15 protein-coding genes are annotated in these 16,295 nt (G+C 70.7%); 8 read left to right on the top strand and 7 right to left on the bottom strand.

Features of this window, described 5'->3' with window-relative positions:
* Nucleotides 1-90 precede the first annotated feature (90 nt).
* Nucleotides 91-1,200, top strand: coding sequence for a winged helix DNA-binding domain-containing protein (locus ACM9LD_RS02960; RefSeq protein ID WP_415675304.1), 1,110 nt, complete (start codon nucleotides 91-93; stop codon nucleotides 1,198-1,200).
* A 19-nt stretch (nucleotides 1,201-1,219) separates the two neighbouring features.
* On the opposite strand, the gene ACM9LD_RS02955 is transcribed toward ACM9LD_RS02960, so the two are convergent.
* Nucleotides 1,220-1,615, bottom strand: a complete 396-nt coding sequence (locus ACM9LD_RS02955) for a hypothetical protein (protein WP_415675303.1) — start codon at nucleotides 1,613-1,615, stop codon at nucleotides 1,220-1,222.
* 247 nt (nucleotides 1,616-1,862) lie between these two features.
* Nucleotides 1,863-2,324 carry a MarR family winged helix-turn-helix transcriptional regulator gene (locus ACM9LD_RS02950; RefSeq protein ID WP_415675590.1) on the bottom strand — a complete coding sequence of 154 codons (462 nt, stop codon included), beginning with the start codon at nucleotides 2,322-2,324 and terminating at the stop codon, nucleotides 1,863-1,865.
* 149 nt (nucleotides 2,325-2,473) lie between these two features.
* Here ACM9LD_RS02950 and ACM9LD_RS02945 point away from each other — a divergent pair, with 149 nt between their 5' ends.
* From ACM9LD_RS02945 to ACM9LD_RS02930, 4 genes are read left to right on the top strand one after another with little or no spacing between them, the layout of a single operon-like run.
* Nucleotides 2,474-3,664 carry an MFS transporter gene (locus ACM9LD_RS02945; protein ID WP_415675302.1) on the top strand — a complete coding sequence of 397 codons (1,191 nt, stop codon included), beginning with the start codon at nucleotides 2,474-2,476 and terminating at the stop codon, nucleotides 3,662-3,664.
* A gap of 38 nt (nucleotides 3,665-3,702) precedes the next feature.
* Nucleotides 3,703-4,527, top strand: a complete 825-nt coding sequence (locus tag ACM9LD_RS02940; RefSeq protein ID WP_415675301.1) for an aldo/keto reductase — start codon at nucleotides 3,703-3,705, stop codon at nucleotides 4,525-4,527.
* 47 nt (nucleotides 4,528-4,574) lie between these two features.
* The gene (locus ACM9LD_RS02935) at nucleotides 4,575-5,588 is read left to right on the top strand and encodes an aldo/keto reductase (protein ID WP_415675300.1); all 1,014 of its coding nucleotides are present in this window, start codon (nucleotides 4,575-4,577) and stop codon (nucleotides 5,586-5,588) included.
* A complete protein-coding gene (locus ACM9LD_RS02930; protein ID WP_415675589.1) occupies nucleotides 5,525-5,827 on the top strand; it encodes an SRPBCC family protein in 303 nt (100 codons plus the stop codon). The genes ACM9LD_RS02935 and ACM9LD_RS02930 overlap by 64 nt, the downstream gene beginning before the upstream one ends.
* Before the next feature lie 4 nt (nucleotides 5,828-5,831).
* Here the strand turns inward: ACM9LD_RS02930 and ACM9LD_RS02925 are convergent, their stop codons facing one another.
* The 3 genes from ACM9LD_RS02925 to ACM9LD_RS02915 are packed head-to-tail and all read right to left on the bottom strand — an operon-like array spanning nucleotide 5,832 to nucleotide 9,339.
* Entirely contained in the window at nucleotides 5,832-6,770 is a 939-nt protein-coding gene (locus tag ACM9LD_RS02925) for a cation diffusion facilitator family transporter (protein ID WP_415675299.1), read from the bottom strand.
* A 10-nt stretch (nucleotides 6,771-6,780) separates the two neighbouring features.
* Nucleotides 6,781-8,649, bottom strand: a complete 1,869-nt coding sequence (gene lepA / locus ACM9LD_RS02920) for a translation elongation factor 4 (protein WP_415675298.1) — start codon at nucleotides 8,647-8,649, stop codon at nucleotides 6,781-6,783.
* Nucleotides 8,650-8,697: 48 nt separating this feature from the next.
* Nucleotides 8,698-9,339 carry a GNAT family N-acetyltransferase gene (locus ACM9LD_RS02915; RefSeq protein WP_415675297.1) on the bottom strand — a complete coding sequence of 214 codons (642 nt, stop codon included), beginning with the start codon at nucleotides 9,337-9,339 and terminating at the stop codon, nucleotides 8,698-8,700.
* Between the two features lie 66 nt (nucleotides 9,340-9,405).
* Here ACM9LD_RS02915 and betT point away from each other — a divergent pair, with 66 nt between their 5' ends.
* Genes betT through ACM9LD_RS02900 form a run of 3 tightly spaced genes read left to right on the top strand, consistent with a single transcriptional unit; the run spans nucleotide 9,406 to nucleotide 14,660 of the window.
* Nucleotides 9,406-11,565: a choline BCCT transporter BetT gene (betT, locus tag ACM9LD_RS02910; RefSeq protein WP_415675296.1), complete on the top strand. Its 2,160-nt coding sequence runs from the start codon at nucleotides 9,406-9,408 to the stop codon at nucleotides 11,563-11,565.
* Nucleotides 11,562-13,076 carry an aldehyde dehydrogenase family protein gene (locus ACM9LD_RS02905; protein WP_415675295.1) on the top strand — a complete coding sequence of 505 codons (1,515 nt, stop codon included), beginning with the start codon at nucleotides 11,562-11,564 and terminating at the stop codon, nucleotides 13,074-13,076. Before betT ends, ACM9LD_RS02905 begins: the two co-directional genes overlap by 4 nt.
* Complete coding sequence (locus ACM9LD_RS02900) at nucleotides 13,077-14,660, top strand: GMC family oxidoreductase (RefSeq protein WP_415675294.1); 1,584 nt, start codon at nucleotides 13,077-13,079, stop codon at nucleotides 14,658-14,660.
* A gap of 10 nt (nucleotides 14,661-14,670) precedes the next feature.
* On the opposite strand, the gene ACM9LD_RS02895 is transcribed toward ACM9LD_RS02900, so the two are convergent.
* Nucleotides 14,671-15,621 (bottom strand): RNA polymerase subunit sigma-70, encoded by a 951-nt coding sequence (locus tag ACM9LD_RS02895; protein WP_415675293.1) that lies wholly within the window; start codon nucleotides 15,619-15,621, stop codon nucleotides 14,671-14,673.
* A gap of 8 nt (nucleotides 15,622-15,629) precedes the next feature.
* Entirely contained in the window at nucleotides 15,630-16,241 is a 612-nt protein-coding gene (locus ACM9LD_RS02890) for a maleylpyruvate isomerase family mycothiol-dependent enzyme (RefSeq protein WP_415675292.1), read from the bottom strand.
* Nucleotides 16,242-16,295 lie beyond the last annotated feature (54 nt).

The raw sequence follows: 16,295 nt of genomic DNA, 5'->3' as shown, positions 1-16,295 counted from the left end.
CGCCGAGGATCGGCAGGTCGATGTCCAGAGTGCGCGTCAGCCAGGTGTTCCACACACCGACGAGGCTACGCCCGTGGCAGGATTCCGCCCATGGCCGCCGTCGATCCCGAGATCCGTCGCATCCGTGCGCTCCGCCTTCGTGCCCAGGGACTCGTGCCCGGCGTGCGGGACTGGCGCACCGCCCCGGACGCTGCGCGCGGCATGCTCGCGATCCAGGCGCAGGACGGTGCCGCGGCGCGGTTCGCGCTCTCGCTGCGCGCGTCCGAGCACCCCGACGACGCGACGGTGCTGGGCGACCTCGCCGCGGGGCGGATCACCCGGAACCGTCCCGCGCGCGGCACCCTGCAGATCACTGCGCCGGAGGACCTGCACTGGCTCAGCGCGGCGCTCACGGTCCGCTCGCGCGCGGAGGCCGCGAAGCGCCGACCCCAATTGGGGATCACGGAGACGATGATGGCGGACGCCGAACGGATCATCCGCGCGGAACTCGCCGGCGGCGCCTCCCGCACCCGGCCCGAGCTGGTCGCCGCGTGCGCGGATGCGGGCCTGCCGCTGGACAACTCGCAGACCGGCCACATCCTGCGGGACCTCACCGAGCTCATGGCGATCGTCTTCGCCGACCCCGCGCCGAAGACGGACGTCTTCGCCCTGGCCGACGACTGGGTAACGGAGCGCCGGGATCCGGAACACGCTCTCGGCGAGGCGGTGTCTCGGTTCGTCGCCGGCCGCGGCCCCGTGACCCGGCAGGACATCGGGAAGTGGGCGTACCTTCCCATGGGCGCCGTCGACGAGGGCATCGAGGCCGCGGGCGGCACCGTCGAACGGGTGGGCATCGCCGGCGGGCGGTATCTGGTGGCGCCCGGCACCGTCGACCTGACGGACGAGCAGGTCGACGAGGCCCTCGCGCGGCCCCTACTCCTCCCCGGGTTCGACGAGTACATCATCGGATACGGTTCCCGCGCAGCTCAGCTCGATGAGGCGTACCTGAGCCGGATCGTGCCCGGGCGCAACGGCGTGTTCAAGCCCATGGTGGTCGTCGACGGCGAGATCGTGGGGGTCTGGGCGAAGAAGGCCACCGCGAAGGCGGTGACCGTCACCGTCGAGCCCTTCACGAAGATCACCACGGCGGCGAAGCGCCGCCTCGCGGGCGCCGTCCGTGACTACGGGCAGTTCCTCGGCCTCGAGGCGACGCTCGCCTGAGCGTGCAGCGGCGCGCCGCTCAGTTGCGCGCGACGAAGTAGTTGTTGCTGTAGTTGATGTCGAAGCTGCTGGTCGCGGTGTGCACCCAGGTCGACCGGAACGGACACCCCCACGTCGGCACCGTCCTCGTGACCGCGAACCCCTGGCCGGGTGCGAGCGACGCGCGGCCCTGTCCCCCGCCGCCGCCGAAGCCGAGCCAGACGTTGACCGCGGGCACGTTGCCGTTGTTGCGGACGTAGCCGTGGTCGGTCTGCGAGTTCGTCTCCGCCCGCCCCGGCAGGGGGCCTCCGCACGAGATCCCGCCTGTGACCTGGAGATCCACGATGGGCACGAAGGCGCTCGCGGACGGTGCGGTGACCAGCGCGGCGGCCCCGGCGATCGCGACCGATGCGGCCGCCAATGCAATCTTCCTCATGATTCGATTCCCCTGTTCCCCGATCGAACTTCTTCGGACGCGGCGCATTTTCCGACCGCGAGCGCCGTTGGTGGCGCTGTCTGTCTTGTCGGGGACGTCGCCTGCGGCGTTACGGGTATCACATCACGATCCGGGCTCGATCTTCGCGAATCCCGTTATCTTTCCGTCACTTCCGCGCAACTGCGCCGAGAGGCGACGGGACGGACGGAAGTGACTGACGTTTCCCGTGACTCATGGGCGATGCCGGTCAAGAAGCAGGCGTCGCCTCAGGGGCCTTCACATGAACCGCGTCGACGAGGAGCCTCAGCTCGGGCTGCTCCGCGGCCTCGGCGAGGGCGTCCCGCAGCACCCGCTCGTGCGTCGGCCGCGCCGCGGTGAGCAGTTCCCAACCGGCCGGAGTGAGTTCGGTGTAGATCCCGCGACGATCGTCGGCGCACAGGATCCGGGTGAGCAGTCCCCGATCCTCGAGGCGCGTGACGAGGCGCGTCGTCGCACTGCTGGAGAGTGCGGCGGCACGGGCGAGCTGACGCATCCGCATGTGCCAGCCGTCCTGGCGACTCAGGGCGTCGAGCACGGTGTACTCGACGACGGAGAGGTCGTGACCCGACTGCAGCGAACGCTCGAGCTCGTTCTCGATGAGCGCATGCAGCGCCACGAGAGTGCGCCAGCCCTGCGCGCGGATCTCCACCGCATCGTCGGCGATCCCCATGGTCGGCACCCCTTCCTTCGTGACGACGAGCATACCACCTTGCGAGGATTACCCGCGTGTGCAACTATCTAGTCGTTGTGCGTGCAACTACTGCAGACGCCGGTGATTGCAGACGCGCACATCGACTTCATCTCATCGAAGGAACACTCATGCCTCTCGCGCTCCTCGCGCTCGCCCTCGGCGGCTTCGGCATCGGACTGACCGAGTTCGTCATCATGGGCCTCCTCCCCGAGGTCGCCGCCGACTTCGGTGTCACCGAGACCGTCGCCGGCTACCTCATCTCCGGATACGCGCTCTCCGTGGCCATCGGCGGCATCATCCTCACCGCGGCGCTCGGGCGGGTGAACCGCAAGCACGCCCTCCTCGGCCTCCTGGTCCTGTTCATCGTCGGCAACATGATGTCGGCCCTCGCCGGCGACTACGAGCTGATGCTCGCCGGGCGCATCGTCGCCGCCCTGTGCCACGGCGCCTTCTTCGGCATCGGCGCGGTCGTCGCCGCCGATCTCGTGCCCGAGAACAAGCGCGCCGCCGCTATTTCCATCATGTTCGCGGGCCTGACCGTGTCGAACGTCCTCGGCGTCCCCCTCGGCACGTTCCTCGGCCAGGCCGCGGGCTGGCGCTCGACCTTCTGGGCCATCACCGCCATCGGCGTCGTCGCCCTCGCCGGCATCGCCGCCCTGGTGCGCACGACCCCGGCTCAGACGACCGGCGCCCATCCCTTCGCCGAGTTCCGCATCTTCCGCAGCCGCCAGGTGTGGCTGTCGATGCTGGTCACCGTGCTCGGCTACGGCGGCATGTTCGGCGCCTTCACCTACATCGCCTTCACTCTGACCGAGGTCGGCGGCTTCGCTTCGTCCTCCGTGCCGTGGCTCCTCGTCCTGTTCGGCGTAGGCCTGTTCGTCGGCAACCTGCTCGGCGGCCGCGCCGCCGACCGGAACCTGCCGCTCACGCTGATCGTCCTGCTCGGCGCCCTGACCGTCGTGCTCGGCGTCTTCGCCCTCACCGCCACGTCTCAGGTCGCGACCGTCGTCGCCCTGGTCCTGATGGGCGCCTTCGGTTTCGCGACGGTGCCGGGCCTGCAGATGCGCATCATGAACTACGCCGCCGACGCCCCCACGCTCGCCTCCGGCGCCAACATCGCCGCGTTCAACCTGGGCAACGCCTTCGGCGCCTGGGCGGGCGGCCTCACCCTCGCGGCCGGCCTCGGCTACGTCTCGCCGCTCTGGGTGGGCGCCGGCATCACCCTCGCGGGCCTCGTCGCCTACGTCGTCGCCACCCGTGTCGCGGGCGGCGAGCACGCCGCCGCCGCAGCACCCGCACCGGTCCCCGTCGCCGCGTGACTCGCGTTCACCCCCTTCGCACACTGAGGAGAAGACCCATGACCACCATCCCGACCGTCACGCTCAACGACGGCGCCCTCATGCCCCAGGTCGGCTTCGGCGTCTTCCAGGTACCGGACGACGAGGCGCAGCGCGCCGTCGAGGCGGCTCTCGAGGCCGGCTACCGCAGCATCGACACCGCCATGATCTACGGCAACGAGGCCGGCGTCGGTCGCGCCCTCGCCGCCGCTGCGATCCCCCGCGAAGAGCTCTTCGTCACGACCAAGCTGTGGGTCGCGGACCTCGGCGCGGACCGGGCGCGCCCCGCACTCGAGGCGAGCCTCGAGCGGCTCGGGCTCGACCAGGTCGACCTGTACCTCATCCACTGGCCGGCGCCGGCGACCGACGCGTACCTCGACACCTGGCGCGAGCTGCAGGAGCTCCGCGGCGCGGGCACCCGGTCCATCGGCGTCTCCAACTTCCTGCCCGAGCACCTCGACCGGATCGCCGGGCTCGGCGGGATCCTGCCCGCCGTCAACCAGATCGAGCTGCATCCGGCCCTGCAGAACCGCGCGACGACGGCGGCGAACCGCCGCCTCGGCATCGCGACCGAGGCCTGGAGCCCGCTCGCCCAGGGCGCTGCCCTGGACTCGCCCGCGGTCACCGCCGCCGCGGCGCGCCACGGCGTGACGCCGGCGCAGGTGGTGCTGCGCTGGCACCTGCAGCACGGCACCGTCGTCATCCCGAAGTCGGTGACGCCCAGCCGCATCGCGGCGAACCTCGACCTGTTCGGCTTCTCGCTCGACGACAGCGAGGTCGCCGCCATCGACGCGCTGGAGGCCGACGGCCGCACCGGCCCGCACCCGGCCGCCTTCAACGGCTGATTCCCCCTACACGGCCCCCTCACCACCCGAACACCCCGAAAGGCACCATGCGCTTCCACGATCTACTCCGGAGCCCGCTCGGCTTCGGCACCGCCCCGATGGGCAACATGTTCCGCGCCATCCCCGACGAGGAGGCGCGCGCCACTCTCGATTCGGCCTGGGACCAGGGCGTCCGCTACTACGACACCGCGCCCTTCTACGGGGCGGGGCTCGCCGAGATCCGGCTCGGCGAGATGCTCTCGCAGCACGACCGGGACGAGTACGTCCTCTCCACCAAGGTGGGGCGCGTGATCCTCGACGACGTCGAGGACACCTCCGCGCGCGACCTGGGCGAGAAGGGCGGCCTCTTCGAGTACGGCCTCCCGAACCGGATGGTCGACGACTACAGCGCCGACGCCACCAAGCGATCGATCGAGGACAGCCTCACCCGCATGGGCGTGGACCGGATCGACGCCGTCTGGGTGCACGACATCGCGCAGGACTTCCACGGCGACGACTGGCTGCACCACTTCGAGATCGCGCGCACCGGGGCGTTCCGCGTCCTGCAGGACCTGCGGGAGCAGGGCGTCATCACCACGTGGGGCTTGGGCGTCAACAAGGTCGAGCCGATCGAGCTCACCCTGGCTCTGGACGAGCCGCGCCCGGACGCCTTCCTCCTCGCGGGTCGGTACACGCTGCTCGACCACCGCGCCGCGCTCTCTCGCCTGCTGCCACTGGCGGAGGAACTGGGCGTGAGCATGGTGGTCGGTGGCCCCTACAGCTCCGGGGTCCTCGCGGGCGGCACCACCTTCGAGTACCAGCAGGCACCCGACCACGTCCTCGAGCGCGTCACCCGCCTCCGCGCGCTGACCGACCGCCACGGCATCCCGATCAAGGCCGCCGCACTCCAGTTCTCCCTCGCACATCCGGTCTCGGCCGCCGTCATCCCCGGGGCGAGCCGCCCCTCACGGATCACCGAGGATGTCGCCGCGCTCGCCACGACGATTCCCGACGGCTTCTGGGCGGACCTGCGGGCCTCGGGACTCGTGGACGCCGCGGCGCCGCTCCCCGGCGGACACTGATCCCTCGAAGGGCCCGGCGGTCCTACAGCTACACGACCGTCGAATCCCCCTTCCCGGTGAGCGCGTACGAGTCGACGATTCGGGTGCATCCGATCCCGGGCCGTCCCGACGAGGCCGAAGTCCAATGGTCGGGCAGGTTCTTCCCCGGCACGGGGACCGAGGCCGAGCTCGAGACCCTGTTCGCGGACATCTACCGCGACGGGCTGGCAGCGTTGAGCGGCACCGTCGACGGGCGCTGACCGGTCAGTCGAGGCGCCAGTCCTCGTAGGCCCGGGGGTCGTCGATCGGCTCGATGTGGATCGTGATCCGCATGTCGTCGAACAGGGCGGCGAGGTCGGCCTCGACCTCCTCGGTCACGTCGTGGGCGTGTTGGACGGTCCAGTCGCCGGGCACGAGCATGTGCAGCTGAAGGAATCGCTCGTGCCCGGACTCGCGGGTCCGGACGTCGTGGAAGTCGATCCCGTCGGTCCGGTGGCGATCGAGCACCTCATCGATCTGCGCCCGCTCGTCCGCCGGCAGCGCCGCATCCATGAGCCCGGCGCCCGACTGCCACACGAGGCGCGCCCCGACGACCAGGATGTTCACCGCCACCGCGATCGCGATGAGCGGGTCCAGCGGCAGCCAGCCGGTGAGGGCGACCAGGAGCACGCCCACGATCACGCCGACCGTGGTCCACACGTCCGTGAGCAGGTGCTTACCGTCGGCCTGCAGTGCCAACGAGCGATGCCGGCGGCCGACCCGGATGAGGTAGTACCCGACGAGTCCGTTGAGCACCGTCGCCGCCACCGAAATCGCCAGGCCCAGCCCCACCTGCTCCAACGCCTGCGGGTTGAGCAGCCGATCCACCGCCGAGACGAGGATGACCACGGCGGCGACGACGATCATCACGCCCTCGAGCACGGCCGAGAAGTACTCGGCCTTCGTATGGCCGAAGTTGTGGTCATGATCGGCGGGCTTGGCCACCACCTTGAGGGCGACGTAGGCCGCAACCGCCGCCACGACGTTCACCGACGATTCGGCGGCGTCGGACAACAGGCCGACGGAGCCGGTGAGTCGCCAGGCCAGGATCTTGAGCCCGATCACCACCAACGAGGTGGCGATCGACAGCAGCGCGAAGCGGGAGAGGTCCTCCCGGTTCCGCGAAGCGGACCCCGAGGATGCCGATTCCGACGGTGCGGTCACCGTCGGAACACTACTTGCCCTTCGGCTTGTCGGCCGAGGACTCCGACGACAGCGCCGCCACGAAGGCCTCCTGCGGCACGTCGACCCGACCGATCGTCTTCATGCGCTTCTTGCCCTCCTTCTGCTTCTCGAGCAGCTTGCGCTTACGGCTGATGTCGCCGCCGTAGCACTTGGCGAGCACGTCCTTGCGGATCGCGCGGATGTTCTCGCGGGCGATGATCTTCGAGCCGATCGCGGCCTGCACCGGCACCTCGAACTGCTGGCGCGGGATGAGCTCCTTGAGCTTGACCGTCATCTTGTTGCCGTACGCCTGCGCACCGTCGCGGTGCACGATCGCGCTGAACGCGTCGACGGCCTCGCCCTGCAGCAGGATGTCGACCTTCACCAGATCGGACTGCTGCTCGCCGGCCTCCTCGTAGTCCAGCGAGGCGTAGCCGCGGGTGCGCGACTTCAGCGAGTCGAAGAAGTCGAAGATGATCTCGGCCATCGGCAGCGTGTAGCGCAGCTCGACGCGGCTCTCCGACAGGTAGTCCATGCCGCCGAGCTCGCCGCGCCGCGACTGGCACAGCTCCATGATCGTGCCGACGAACTCGCTCGGCGCGATGATCGTGGTCTTGGTGATCGGTTCGTAGGTCTCGCGCAACTTGCCGTCCGGCCAGTCCGACGGGTTGGTGACGATCAGCTCCTTGCCGTCCTCGCCGACCACGCGGTAGACCACGTTGGGCGCGGTGGAGATCAGGTCGAGGCCGAACTCGCGCTGCAGCCGCTCGCGGGTGATCTCCATGTGCAGCAGCCCGAGGAAGCCGCAGCGGAAGCCGAAGCCGAGCGCCACCGACGTCTCCGGCTCGTAGGTCAGCGCCGCGTCGTTGAGCTGCAGCTTGTCCAGCGCCTCGCGGAGCGCGGGATAGTCCGACCCGTCCACGGGATACAGGCCCGAGTAGACCATCGGCCGGGGCTCCTCGTAGCCCGTGAGCGGCTCCTCGGCCCCCTTGCGCGCGGTCGTCACGGTGTCGCCGACCTTCGACTGGCGCACGTCCTTCACACCGGTGATGAGGTAACCCACCTCGCCCACGCCCAGGCCCTTCGAGGCCTTCGGCTCGGGCGAGACGATGCCGACCTCGAGCAACTCGTGGGTGGCGCCGGTCGACATCATCTGGATCTTCTCGCGCGGGACGATCTTCCCGTCGACCACGCGGATGTACGTGACGACGCCGCGGTAGGTGTCGTAGACGGAGTCGAAGATCATCGCGCGGGCGGGAGCGTCGGCCTCGCCGACGGGCGGCGGGACCTTCTCGATCACGCGGTCGAGCAGCGCGTCCACGCCCACGCCGGTCTTGCCCGAGACCCGCAGCACGTCCTCCGGCTCGCAGCCGGTGATGTGCGCGATCTCCTCGGCGTAGCGATCGGGATCGGCGGCGGGCAGGTCGATCTTGTTGAGGACCGGGATGATCTCCAGATCCTTGTCCATCGCGAGGTACAGGTTCGCGAGTGTCTGCGCCTCGATGCCCTGCGCGGCGTCGACCAGGAGGATCGCGCCCTCGCAGGCCTCCAGGGCGCGGGAGACCTCGTACGTGAAGTCCACGTGGCCCGGCGTGTCGATCATGTGCAGGACGTACTCCTCGTCGGAGCCGTCCGCGCCCTTGATCGTCCACGGCAGGCGCACGTTCTGCGCCTTGATCGTGATGCCGCGCTCGCGCTCGATGTCCATGCGGTCGAGGTACTGGGCCCGCATGGCGCGCTCCTCGACCACACCCGTGAGCTGCAGCATCCGGTCGGCCAGGGTCGACTTGCCGTGGTCGATGTGCGCGATGATGCAGAAGTTACGGATCCGGGCGGGATCCGTGAAGGTGGTATCGGCGAAGCTGGGAATCGGTCTCACTCCTCGGGCGGCTGGCCGGGTTCCCGGCACACGTCACCCTCCAGTTTCTCATGCCGCCGGACAAGGTCGCACCATGGTGAGCTGGTGGACCCGCGCGCCGCGGTACCGGACGCCCGGCACAGTCGGGCTCGGGCCGTACGGGACGAACCCGCAGCGCTCGAAGAACCGCACCGCGCGCACGTTCTCGACCAGCGTCTGCAGGTGGCACCCGGCTTCGCCCAGCGCCGTCGTCCAGGCGTCCATCAATCCGTACGCCGCGCCGGTCCCGCGCGCCTCCGGCGCGACGTCGATGTGCAGGTGGGCCGGCCAGCGTTCGTCGTGCAGCTCTCCGGAGGCCGACGGTTCCCGGCGGCACACCGTCGCGAGGTCCAGCGCGGCGCGCCCGAGGAACCGGGCCGTCGCCGGGCGCAGCAGCACGGCCGGGCTCCGCAGCGCGGCGACCAGCCGGTCGTCCTCCGACGGCAGCGACGCCCCCGGAGGGCACCCCGTGAGGTAGCCGACGAGCGCACCGTCGGCCTCCGCCACGAACAGTGTTTCCGGGCAGTGCTCGATGTAGGGGTCCAGGTAGACGGCCCGTTCCGACGGCGGGTGCCGCCACAGGTCGCCCGACGGCGAGCCCTCCCCCGCCCGCACGAACAGGGCGCGCAGGGCGCCCGCGTCCCCGCCGCGATAGCGGCGGATCACCGGCATCGCGCAACCCCCGGGTAATGACCGACCTGGTCCGGTTTCACGACCACCACGGTAACGTCGAACGACATGAGTGATTCTGAATCCTCACGAACATCGAAACCAGTAGAGACCACACCGACACCGACGAGCTCCTTGAACCGCCGAGTCTTCATCGCCGCCGCAGGCTCGGTCCTCGCACTCGCCCTCTGGGCACTCGCCTCTCCCGAGACCGCGGAGAGCGTGATCAGCGGCGTGGTCGACTTCATCACCACCTGGTTCGGGTGGTGGTACTTCCTCCTGGCGACGGGCATCGTCGGCGTGGTCGTCTTCATCGGCCTCAGCCGCTACGGCACGTACCGCCTCGGCCCCGAGGAGTCGCGGCCCGAGTACAGCCTGTTCACCTGGACCTCGATGCTCTTCGCGGCAGGCATCGGCATCGACCTGATGTTCTTCTCCGTCGCCGAACCCGTGAGCCACTACATCAACCCGCCGGTCGGCGCCGGCGAGACCAACCACGCCGCGCGCGAGGCGGTGACCTGGACCGTCTTCCACTACGGCGTCACCGGCTGGGCGATGTACGCCCTCATGGGCGGGGCACTGGCCTACTTCGCGTTCCGGCACAACCTCCCGCTCACCATTCGTGCGGCGCTCTACCCCATCCTCGGCAAGCGCGTGCACGGCCGGCTCGGCGACGCGGTCGACGTGGCCGCCGTGCTCGGCACGATCTTCGGCATCGCCACCTCGCTGGGCATCGGCATCGTCCAGCTCAACTACGGCCTGCACGAGCTGTTCGGCATCCCGCAGGGCAAGGCGGCACAGATCGGCCTCATCGTGCTGTCCGTGATCGTTGCGACGATCTCCGCGACCTCCGGCGTCGACAAGGGCATCCGGCGCCTGAGCGAGCTCAACGTGATCCTGGCGATCCTGCTGCTCGTCTACATCCTGGTCGCCGGCCGCTCCGACTTCCTGCTCAACGGCCTGGTGCAGAACACCGGTGACTACCTCTCGACGTTCCTCGATCGCACCATGGACACGTTCGCGTGGGGCCAGATCAACCCGGAGACCGCCGGCAACGACCCGTCGGGCTGGCTCGACGCGTGGACGCTGTTCTTCTGGGCCTGGTGGGTGGCGTGGGCTCCCTTCGTCGGCCTGTTCCTCGCGCGGATCTCGCGCGGGCGGACGCTGCGCCAGTTCGTCTTCGGCGTGCTGGTGGTGCCGTTCAGCTTCATCCTGGTGTGGATCTCGGTGTTCGGGAACAGCGCGCTCGAGGTGGCCCGCGGCGACAAGGATTTCGCGGAGGCCACCGCCTCGATGCCCGAGGTGGGCTTCTACTCGCTGCTCGAGCAGTATCCCGGCGCTCCGCTGCTCCTGGCGATCGCCACCATCACCGGCCTGCTGTTCTACGTCACGAGCGCCGACTCCGGATCGCTCGTGATGGGCAACTTCACGTCGAAGCTCGACGACCCGATGGCGGACTGCGCGCGGAGCACCCGGATCTTCTGGTCCTTCGCGATCGGCCTGCTCACGCTCGCGATGCTGTTCGCGGGCAACGACGGCTCGATCGTCACCCTGCAGAAGGCGACCATCATCATGGGCCTGCCCTTCTCCTTCGTGCTCGCCCTGGTGGGCATCGCGCTGCTGCGGGCGCTGCACACCGAGTCCTACAAGCACGACAGCTACCGCACCGCCCTGCCGAAATCGCTCGCGGCCGGGCGCGGCGGCGGCGAGCCCGGAAGCTGGCGACGCCGGCTCCTCGCGACGGTCCAGTACCCCGGGCGGGCCGCGACGCTGCGCTTCCTGGAGAACTCGGTGGCGCCCGCGATGCGGGACGTGGCAGCGGAATTCGCCGCCGAGGGCATCGTCGCCACCGTCGACGAATCGGGCCGCAGCGAATCGCTACCGTCCCCGACCCTCAAGGTGGACCTGGCCGGCGAGCCGCACTTCGAGTACTGCGTGTGGCCCGTCTCGGCGCCTGCGCCGAGCTACGCGATCCTCGCGCAGCGCTCCGACGACCGCTACTTCCGCTGCGAGGTCTACCTCGCCGAGGGGTCGCAGGGGTACACGCTGGGCGGCTACACCCGCGAACAGATCATCGGCGACATCCTCGACCAGTACGAGCGGCACCTGGGCTACCTGCATCTGCGCCGCGCCGCGACCGACCACCACGACGGCCACGACGAATCCGCCGACACCCGCACCGATCCCGACGCCGAGGCGTCCACGGAACCCGAAGGGACACCCGCATGACCGAGCCCACCCTGTTCATCGACGGCGCCTGGCGCCACAGCGAGAGCGGCGGCACCCGCACCATCGTCTGCCCCGCCGACGGCACCGAGGCCGGCGTCGTCGACGAGGCGACCGCCGCCGACACCGAGGCCGCGATCGCGGCGGCCCGTCGGGCGTTCGACACCGGTCCCTGGCCGCACACCTCCGCCGCGGAGCGGGGTGATCTGCTGCTGCGCGTCGCCGACGCACTCGACCGCCGCCGCGACGAGTTCGCGCGCGCCGAGACCGCCGACACCGGCAAGCGGCTGTACGAATCCGAGTTGGACATGGCCGACATCGCCGCCTGCTTCCGCTATTTCGGCAAGCTCGCGGGGCAGGACAGCGGGCGCATCGTGGACGCAGGCTCCGCCGACGTGGCCTCGCAGATCGTCTACGAGCCCGTCGGCGTCTGCGCGATGATCACGCCCTGGAACTACCCGCTGCTGCAGGCGGCGTGGAAGGTCGCGCCGGCGCTGGCGGCCGGGGACACGTTCGTGCTCAAGCCCTCCGAGCTCACCCCGCACACCTCCATCCTGCTGATGAAGGTGCTGCAGGAGGTGGGCCTGCCCGACGGCGTCGCCAACCTCGTCCTCGGCGCCGGGGCGCAAGCCGGCGCGCCACTGTCCACCCATCCCGACGTCGACCTCGTCTCCTTCACGGGCGGCCTCGTGACGGGCCGGCTCATCGCGGCGAACGCCGCCGGGACCGTGAAGAAGGTGGCGCTCGAGCTGGGCGGCAAGAACCCCAACGTGATCTTCGCCGACGCCTGCGCCACGCCGGAAGGCCTTGCGGCCGCGGTCGACAACGCCCTCAACGCCGCCTTCCTGCACTCGGGCCAGGTGTGCTCCGCGGGCGCGCGCCTCGTGGTCGAGGAGTCCGTGCACGACGCCTTCGTCGACGAGCTCGTCCGCCGCGCCGAGGGCATCCGGCAGGGCCTGCCCTACGCCGAGGGCACGGAGACCGGGCCGCTGATCTCCGCCGCGCACCGTGACAAGGTGCACGCCTACGTCGAGAAGGCCCGCGAGGACGGGGCGGTGGTCCGCACGGGCGGCGCCTTCGCCGCGGGCGACCAGGGCTCGGGTTCCCTGGACGGGGGCTTCTTCTACCTCCCGACCGTGCTGGATCAGTGCGATCCGTCGATGGCCTGCGTGCACGACGAGGCCTTCGGGCCCACCGTCACCGTCGAGACCTTCACGACCGAGGACGAGGCCGTGGCGATCGCCAACGACACCGAGTACGGCCTCGCGGGCGCCGTGTGGTCGGCGGACGGCGGCCGGGCCAAGCGGGTGGCGCGCCGGCTGCGGCACGGCACCGTCTGGATCAACGATTTCGGCCCCTACCTCCCTCAAGCCGAGTGGGGCGGCTTCGGCGCCTCGGGCATCGGGCGCGAGCTCGGCCCCACCGGCCTCGGCGAGTACCTCGAGGCCAAGCACGTGTACGAGAACCTGCGGCCGTCCGTGACCGGATGGTTCGCCGAGCGGAAGGACGCGTAAGTGAGCTCTGAGGACGCACGGGACGAGGACGTCTTCGACTACGTAGTGGTGGGCGCGGGATCGGCCGGGGCCGCCGTTGCCGCACGCCTGTCCGAGGACCCGACGGTGACGGTCTGCCTGCTGGAGGCGGGACCGTCGGACGTGGGCGACGAGGCGATCCTGCAACTGGACCGGTGGATGGAGCTGCTGGAGTCCGGCTACGACTGGGACTACCCCATCGAGCCGCAGGAGAACGGGAACTCCTTCATGCGGCACGCGCGCGCGAAGGTGCTGGGCGGCTGCAGTTCCCACAACAGCTGCATCGCCTTCTGGGCGCCGCGCGAGGACCTGGACTCCTGGGAGCGCGACCACGGCGCCACCGGCTGGAGCGCGGACGCGGTGTACCGGCTGTACCCGAAGATCGAGACCAACGACGCCCCCGGCGAGCACCACGGCCGGTCCGGGCCCGTGCACATCATGTCCGTGCCGCCGAAGGATCCGTGTGGCGTCGCCCTGCTGGATTCCTGTGCGGAGGTGGGCATCCCGCGGGCCGAGTTCAACACCGGGACGACGGTGACCAACGGCGCCGGCTTCTTCCAGATCAACCGCCGGGCCGACGGGACGCGGTCGTCCTCGTCGGTGAGCTACCTGCATCCGATCCTGGACCGGGAGAACCTCACGATCCGCACCGGCGCGTGGGCGAAGAAGGTGGTCTTCGACACGAGCGGTGAGGTGCCGCGCGCCGTGGCGGTGGACATCACCGACAACGCCTTCGGCCGGACCACCCGGGTGGGAGCGCGCCGCGAGGTGATCGTCAGCGCGGGCGCGATCGATTCGCCGAAGCTGCTCATGCTCTCGGGGATCGGCCCCGCGGATCACCTGCGCGAGACGGGCGTCGACGTGTTCGTCGACTCCCCCGGCGTCGGCGCGCACCTGCAGGACCACCCGGAGGGCGTGATCGGCTTCGAGACCACGCGGCCCATGGTGCGCGAGTCGACGCAGTGGTGGGAGATCGGGATCTTCACTCCCACGGAGTACGGCCTCGACCGGCCCGACCTGATGATGCACTACGGCAGCGTGCCCTTCGACATGCACACGCTGCGCCAGGGCTACCCCACGGCCGAGAACACCTTCTGCCTCACGCCGAACGTCACGCACGCGCGCTCGCGCGGCACCGTCCGGCTGCGGTCGCGGGACTTCCGGGACAAGCCCAAGGTGGACCCGCGGTACTTCACCGACCCCGAGGGGCACGACATGAAGGTGATGATCGCGGGCATCCGGAAGGCGCGGGAGATCGCCGAGGCGGGACCGCTCAAGGACTGGATCGAGCGGGAGCTCTACCCCGGCCCGGGCGCGCAGACCGACGCCGAGCTCGCCGACTACATCCGGCGCACGCACAACACCGTCTACCACCCCGCCGGCTCGGTGCGGATGGGTGCCGCCGACGACCCGATGTCGCCCCTGGACCCCGAACTGCGGGTCAAGGGCGTCGCGGGCCTGCGGGTGGCGGACGCGTCGGTGTTCCCCGAGCACACCACCGTCAACCCCAACATCACCGTGATGCTGGTGGGCGAGCGGTGTGCGGAGCTCGTCTCGGGCAGCTGACCTTCGGCCGCTACAGGCGGGCCGGGAGGCCGAAGGCCTCGAACCGGTCCGCCTGGTCCAGGCACGTGGTCACCCGGGTGATGCGGGCACCGTCGGACTCGACGACGACGAGGGCGAACGGGCGCACCCCGTCCTCGTCGCCCGGCGCGTACTGCCCGAACGCCGGGCAGCCGTTCGCGGTCGTCGCGACGAGGCGATGCCCGACGCAGGCGTCCCCCGAGCCGAACAGCACCGCGTAGTCGGCGGCGCCGCGGAGCCAGAAGGCGACGGGCGGCATGGAGAACACGACGTCCTCGGCGAGCAGAGCGGCGAGTCCGGCCACGTCGTGCCGCTCGAAGGCGCGGACGAAGCCGTCGAGCAGCCGCTGATCGACATCGGGAGCCGGGACGTCCGACGATGCCGGCGCCGCCCCCGCGAGCACCTTCCGGGCGCGTTGCAGCGAGGAGTGCGCGGCCGCCGCGCTGATCCCCAGCATCGACGCGGTCTCGGCGGCGCTGTGCCGGTAGACGTCGCGCAGGACGAGGACCGCGCGCTGCGACGGCGTGAGGTGCTGCAGCGCCGCGACGAAGGCCATCCGGATGGTCTCGTGCCGCTCGGCGGCGGCGGCCGGATCGCCGCCGGCGTCGGGCAGGGGCGTCACCCAGCTGCCGGGCCGCAGCTCTGCGAAGACCTGGTCCCCCGCGCCGTTCCGCTCCGACAGGTCGGTCGGGAGCGCCTTGCGCGGGGCGGCGCGGAGGAGGTCGATGCAGTACCGGGACGCGATGGCGTACGCCCAGGTCCGCACGCTCGCACGCGCCGGATCGTAGGTCTCCCGCGTACGCCACAGCCGCAGGAGCACCTCCTGCGCGGCGTCCTCGGCGCCCGCACCGTCGCCGATCATCCGATAGCAGTAGCGGACCAGCTCGGGGCGCAGGTCGCCGAGGAGTCCCTCGTCGATCACCGCCCCGTCGACCACTGCCACAGTCGCGATCATCCCACGGCTGCGGGGTCCGGGACCGGGCGTCGGCCCGTCGCGATCAGGACGATCGTGGCCGTCGGCAGCGGGACGTCCTGGGGGCCGTCGCCGAGCATGAGATCCGAGTCGACCGCGGTCAGACGCAGGCCCGCGAGGTCGACGCCGAAGAAGGCGAGGCCCTCCGCGGTCGAGCCGGCGACCGTCGCCGCGAGCACCTCGGGCGCCGGGCCGGGCAGGCCCAGCGGGACGGTGATGTCGAGGCCGTGGATCACCTCGTGGGCGAGCGCGCCCTGCGTCGCGCCGGGCCCCGGCGTCCACCGGCTCGCGACGCGCGCCTGCTGGATCGCCAGGAGCTCGGTGTCGGAGAAGCGGGCGACGTCCGCCCGGGCGGTGCGGTCGACCGCGGCGTTGATGTCACCGCCCGCCTCGGCGAGGGCGGCCCCGAACTCCTCCTGGGTCTGGGTGTCGGTCATGTTCAGGTGCGCCACCACCTCGCGGACGCGCCAGCCCGCGCAGAGCGAGTCGGCGGACCACTGCGCCGGGGTGAGGCCCTCGAGCAGCGCGGCCATGCGGGTGCGCTCGGCGACGGTGGCGTCGTACAGATCGGTGTCGGTGAGAGTGGTCATGGCGGTCTCCTGTGCTCGGGATCGGTCGACACAGGTACATACGAGCGGGGTCGC

Source organism: Tsukamurella hominis (genome assembly GCF_965137015.1).
Lineage (GTDB): Bacteria > Actinomycetota > Actinomycetes > Mycobacteriales > Mycobacteriaceae > Tsukamurella > Tsukamurella hominis.
Note: the sequence above shows the minus strand (reverse complement) of the source record. Positions and strands in the feature narration are given on the sequence as shown.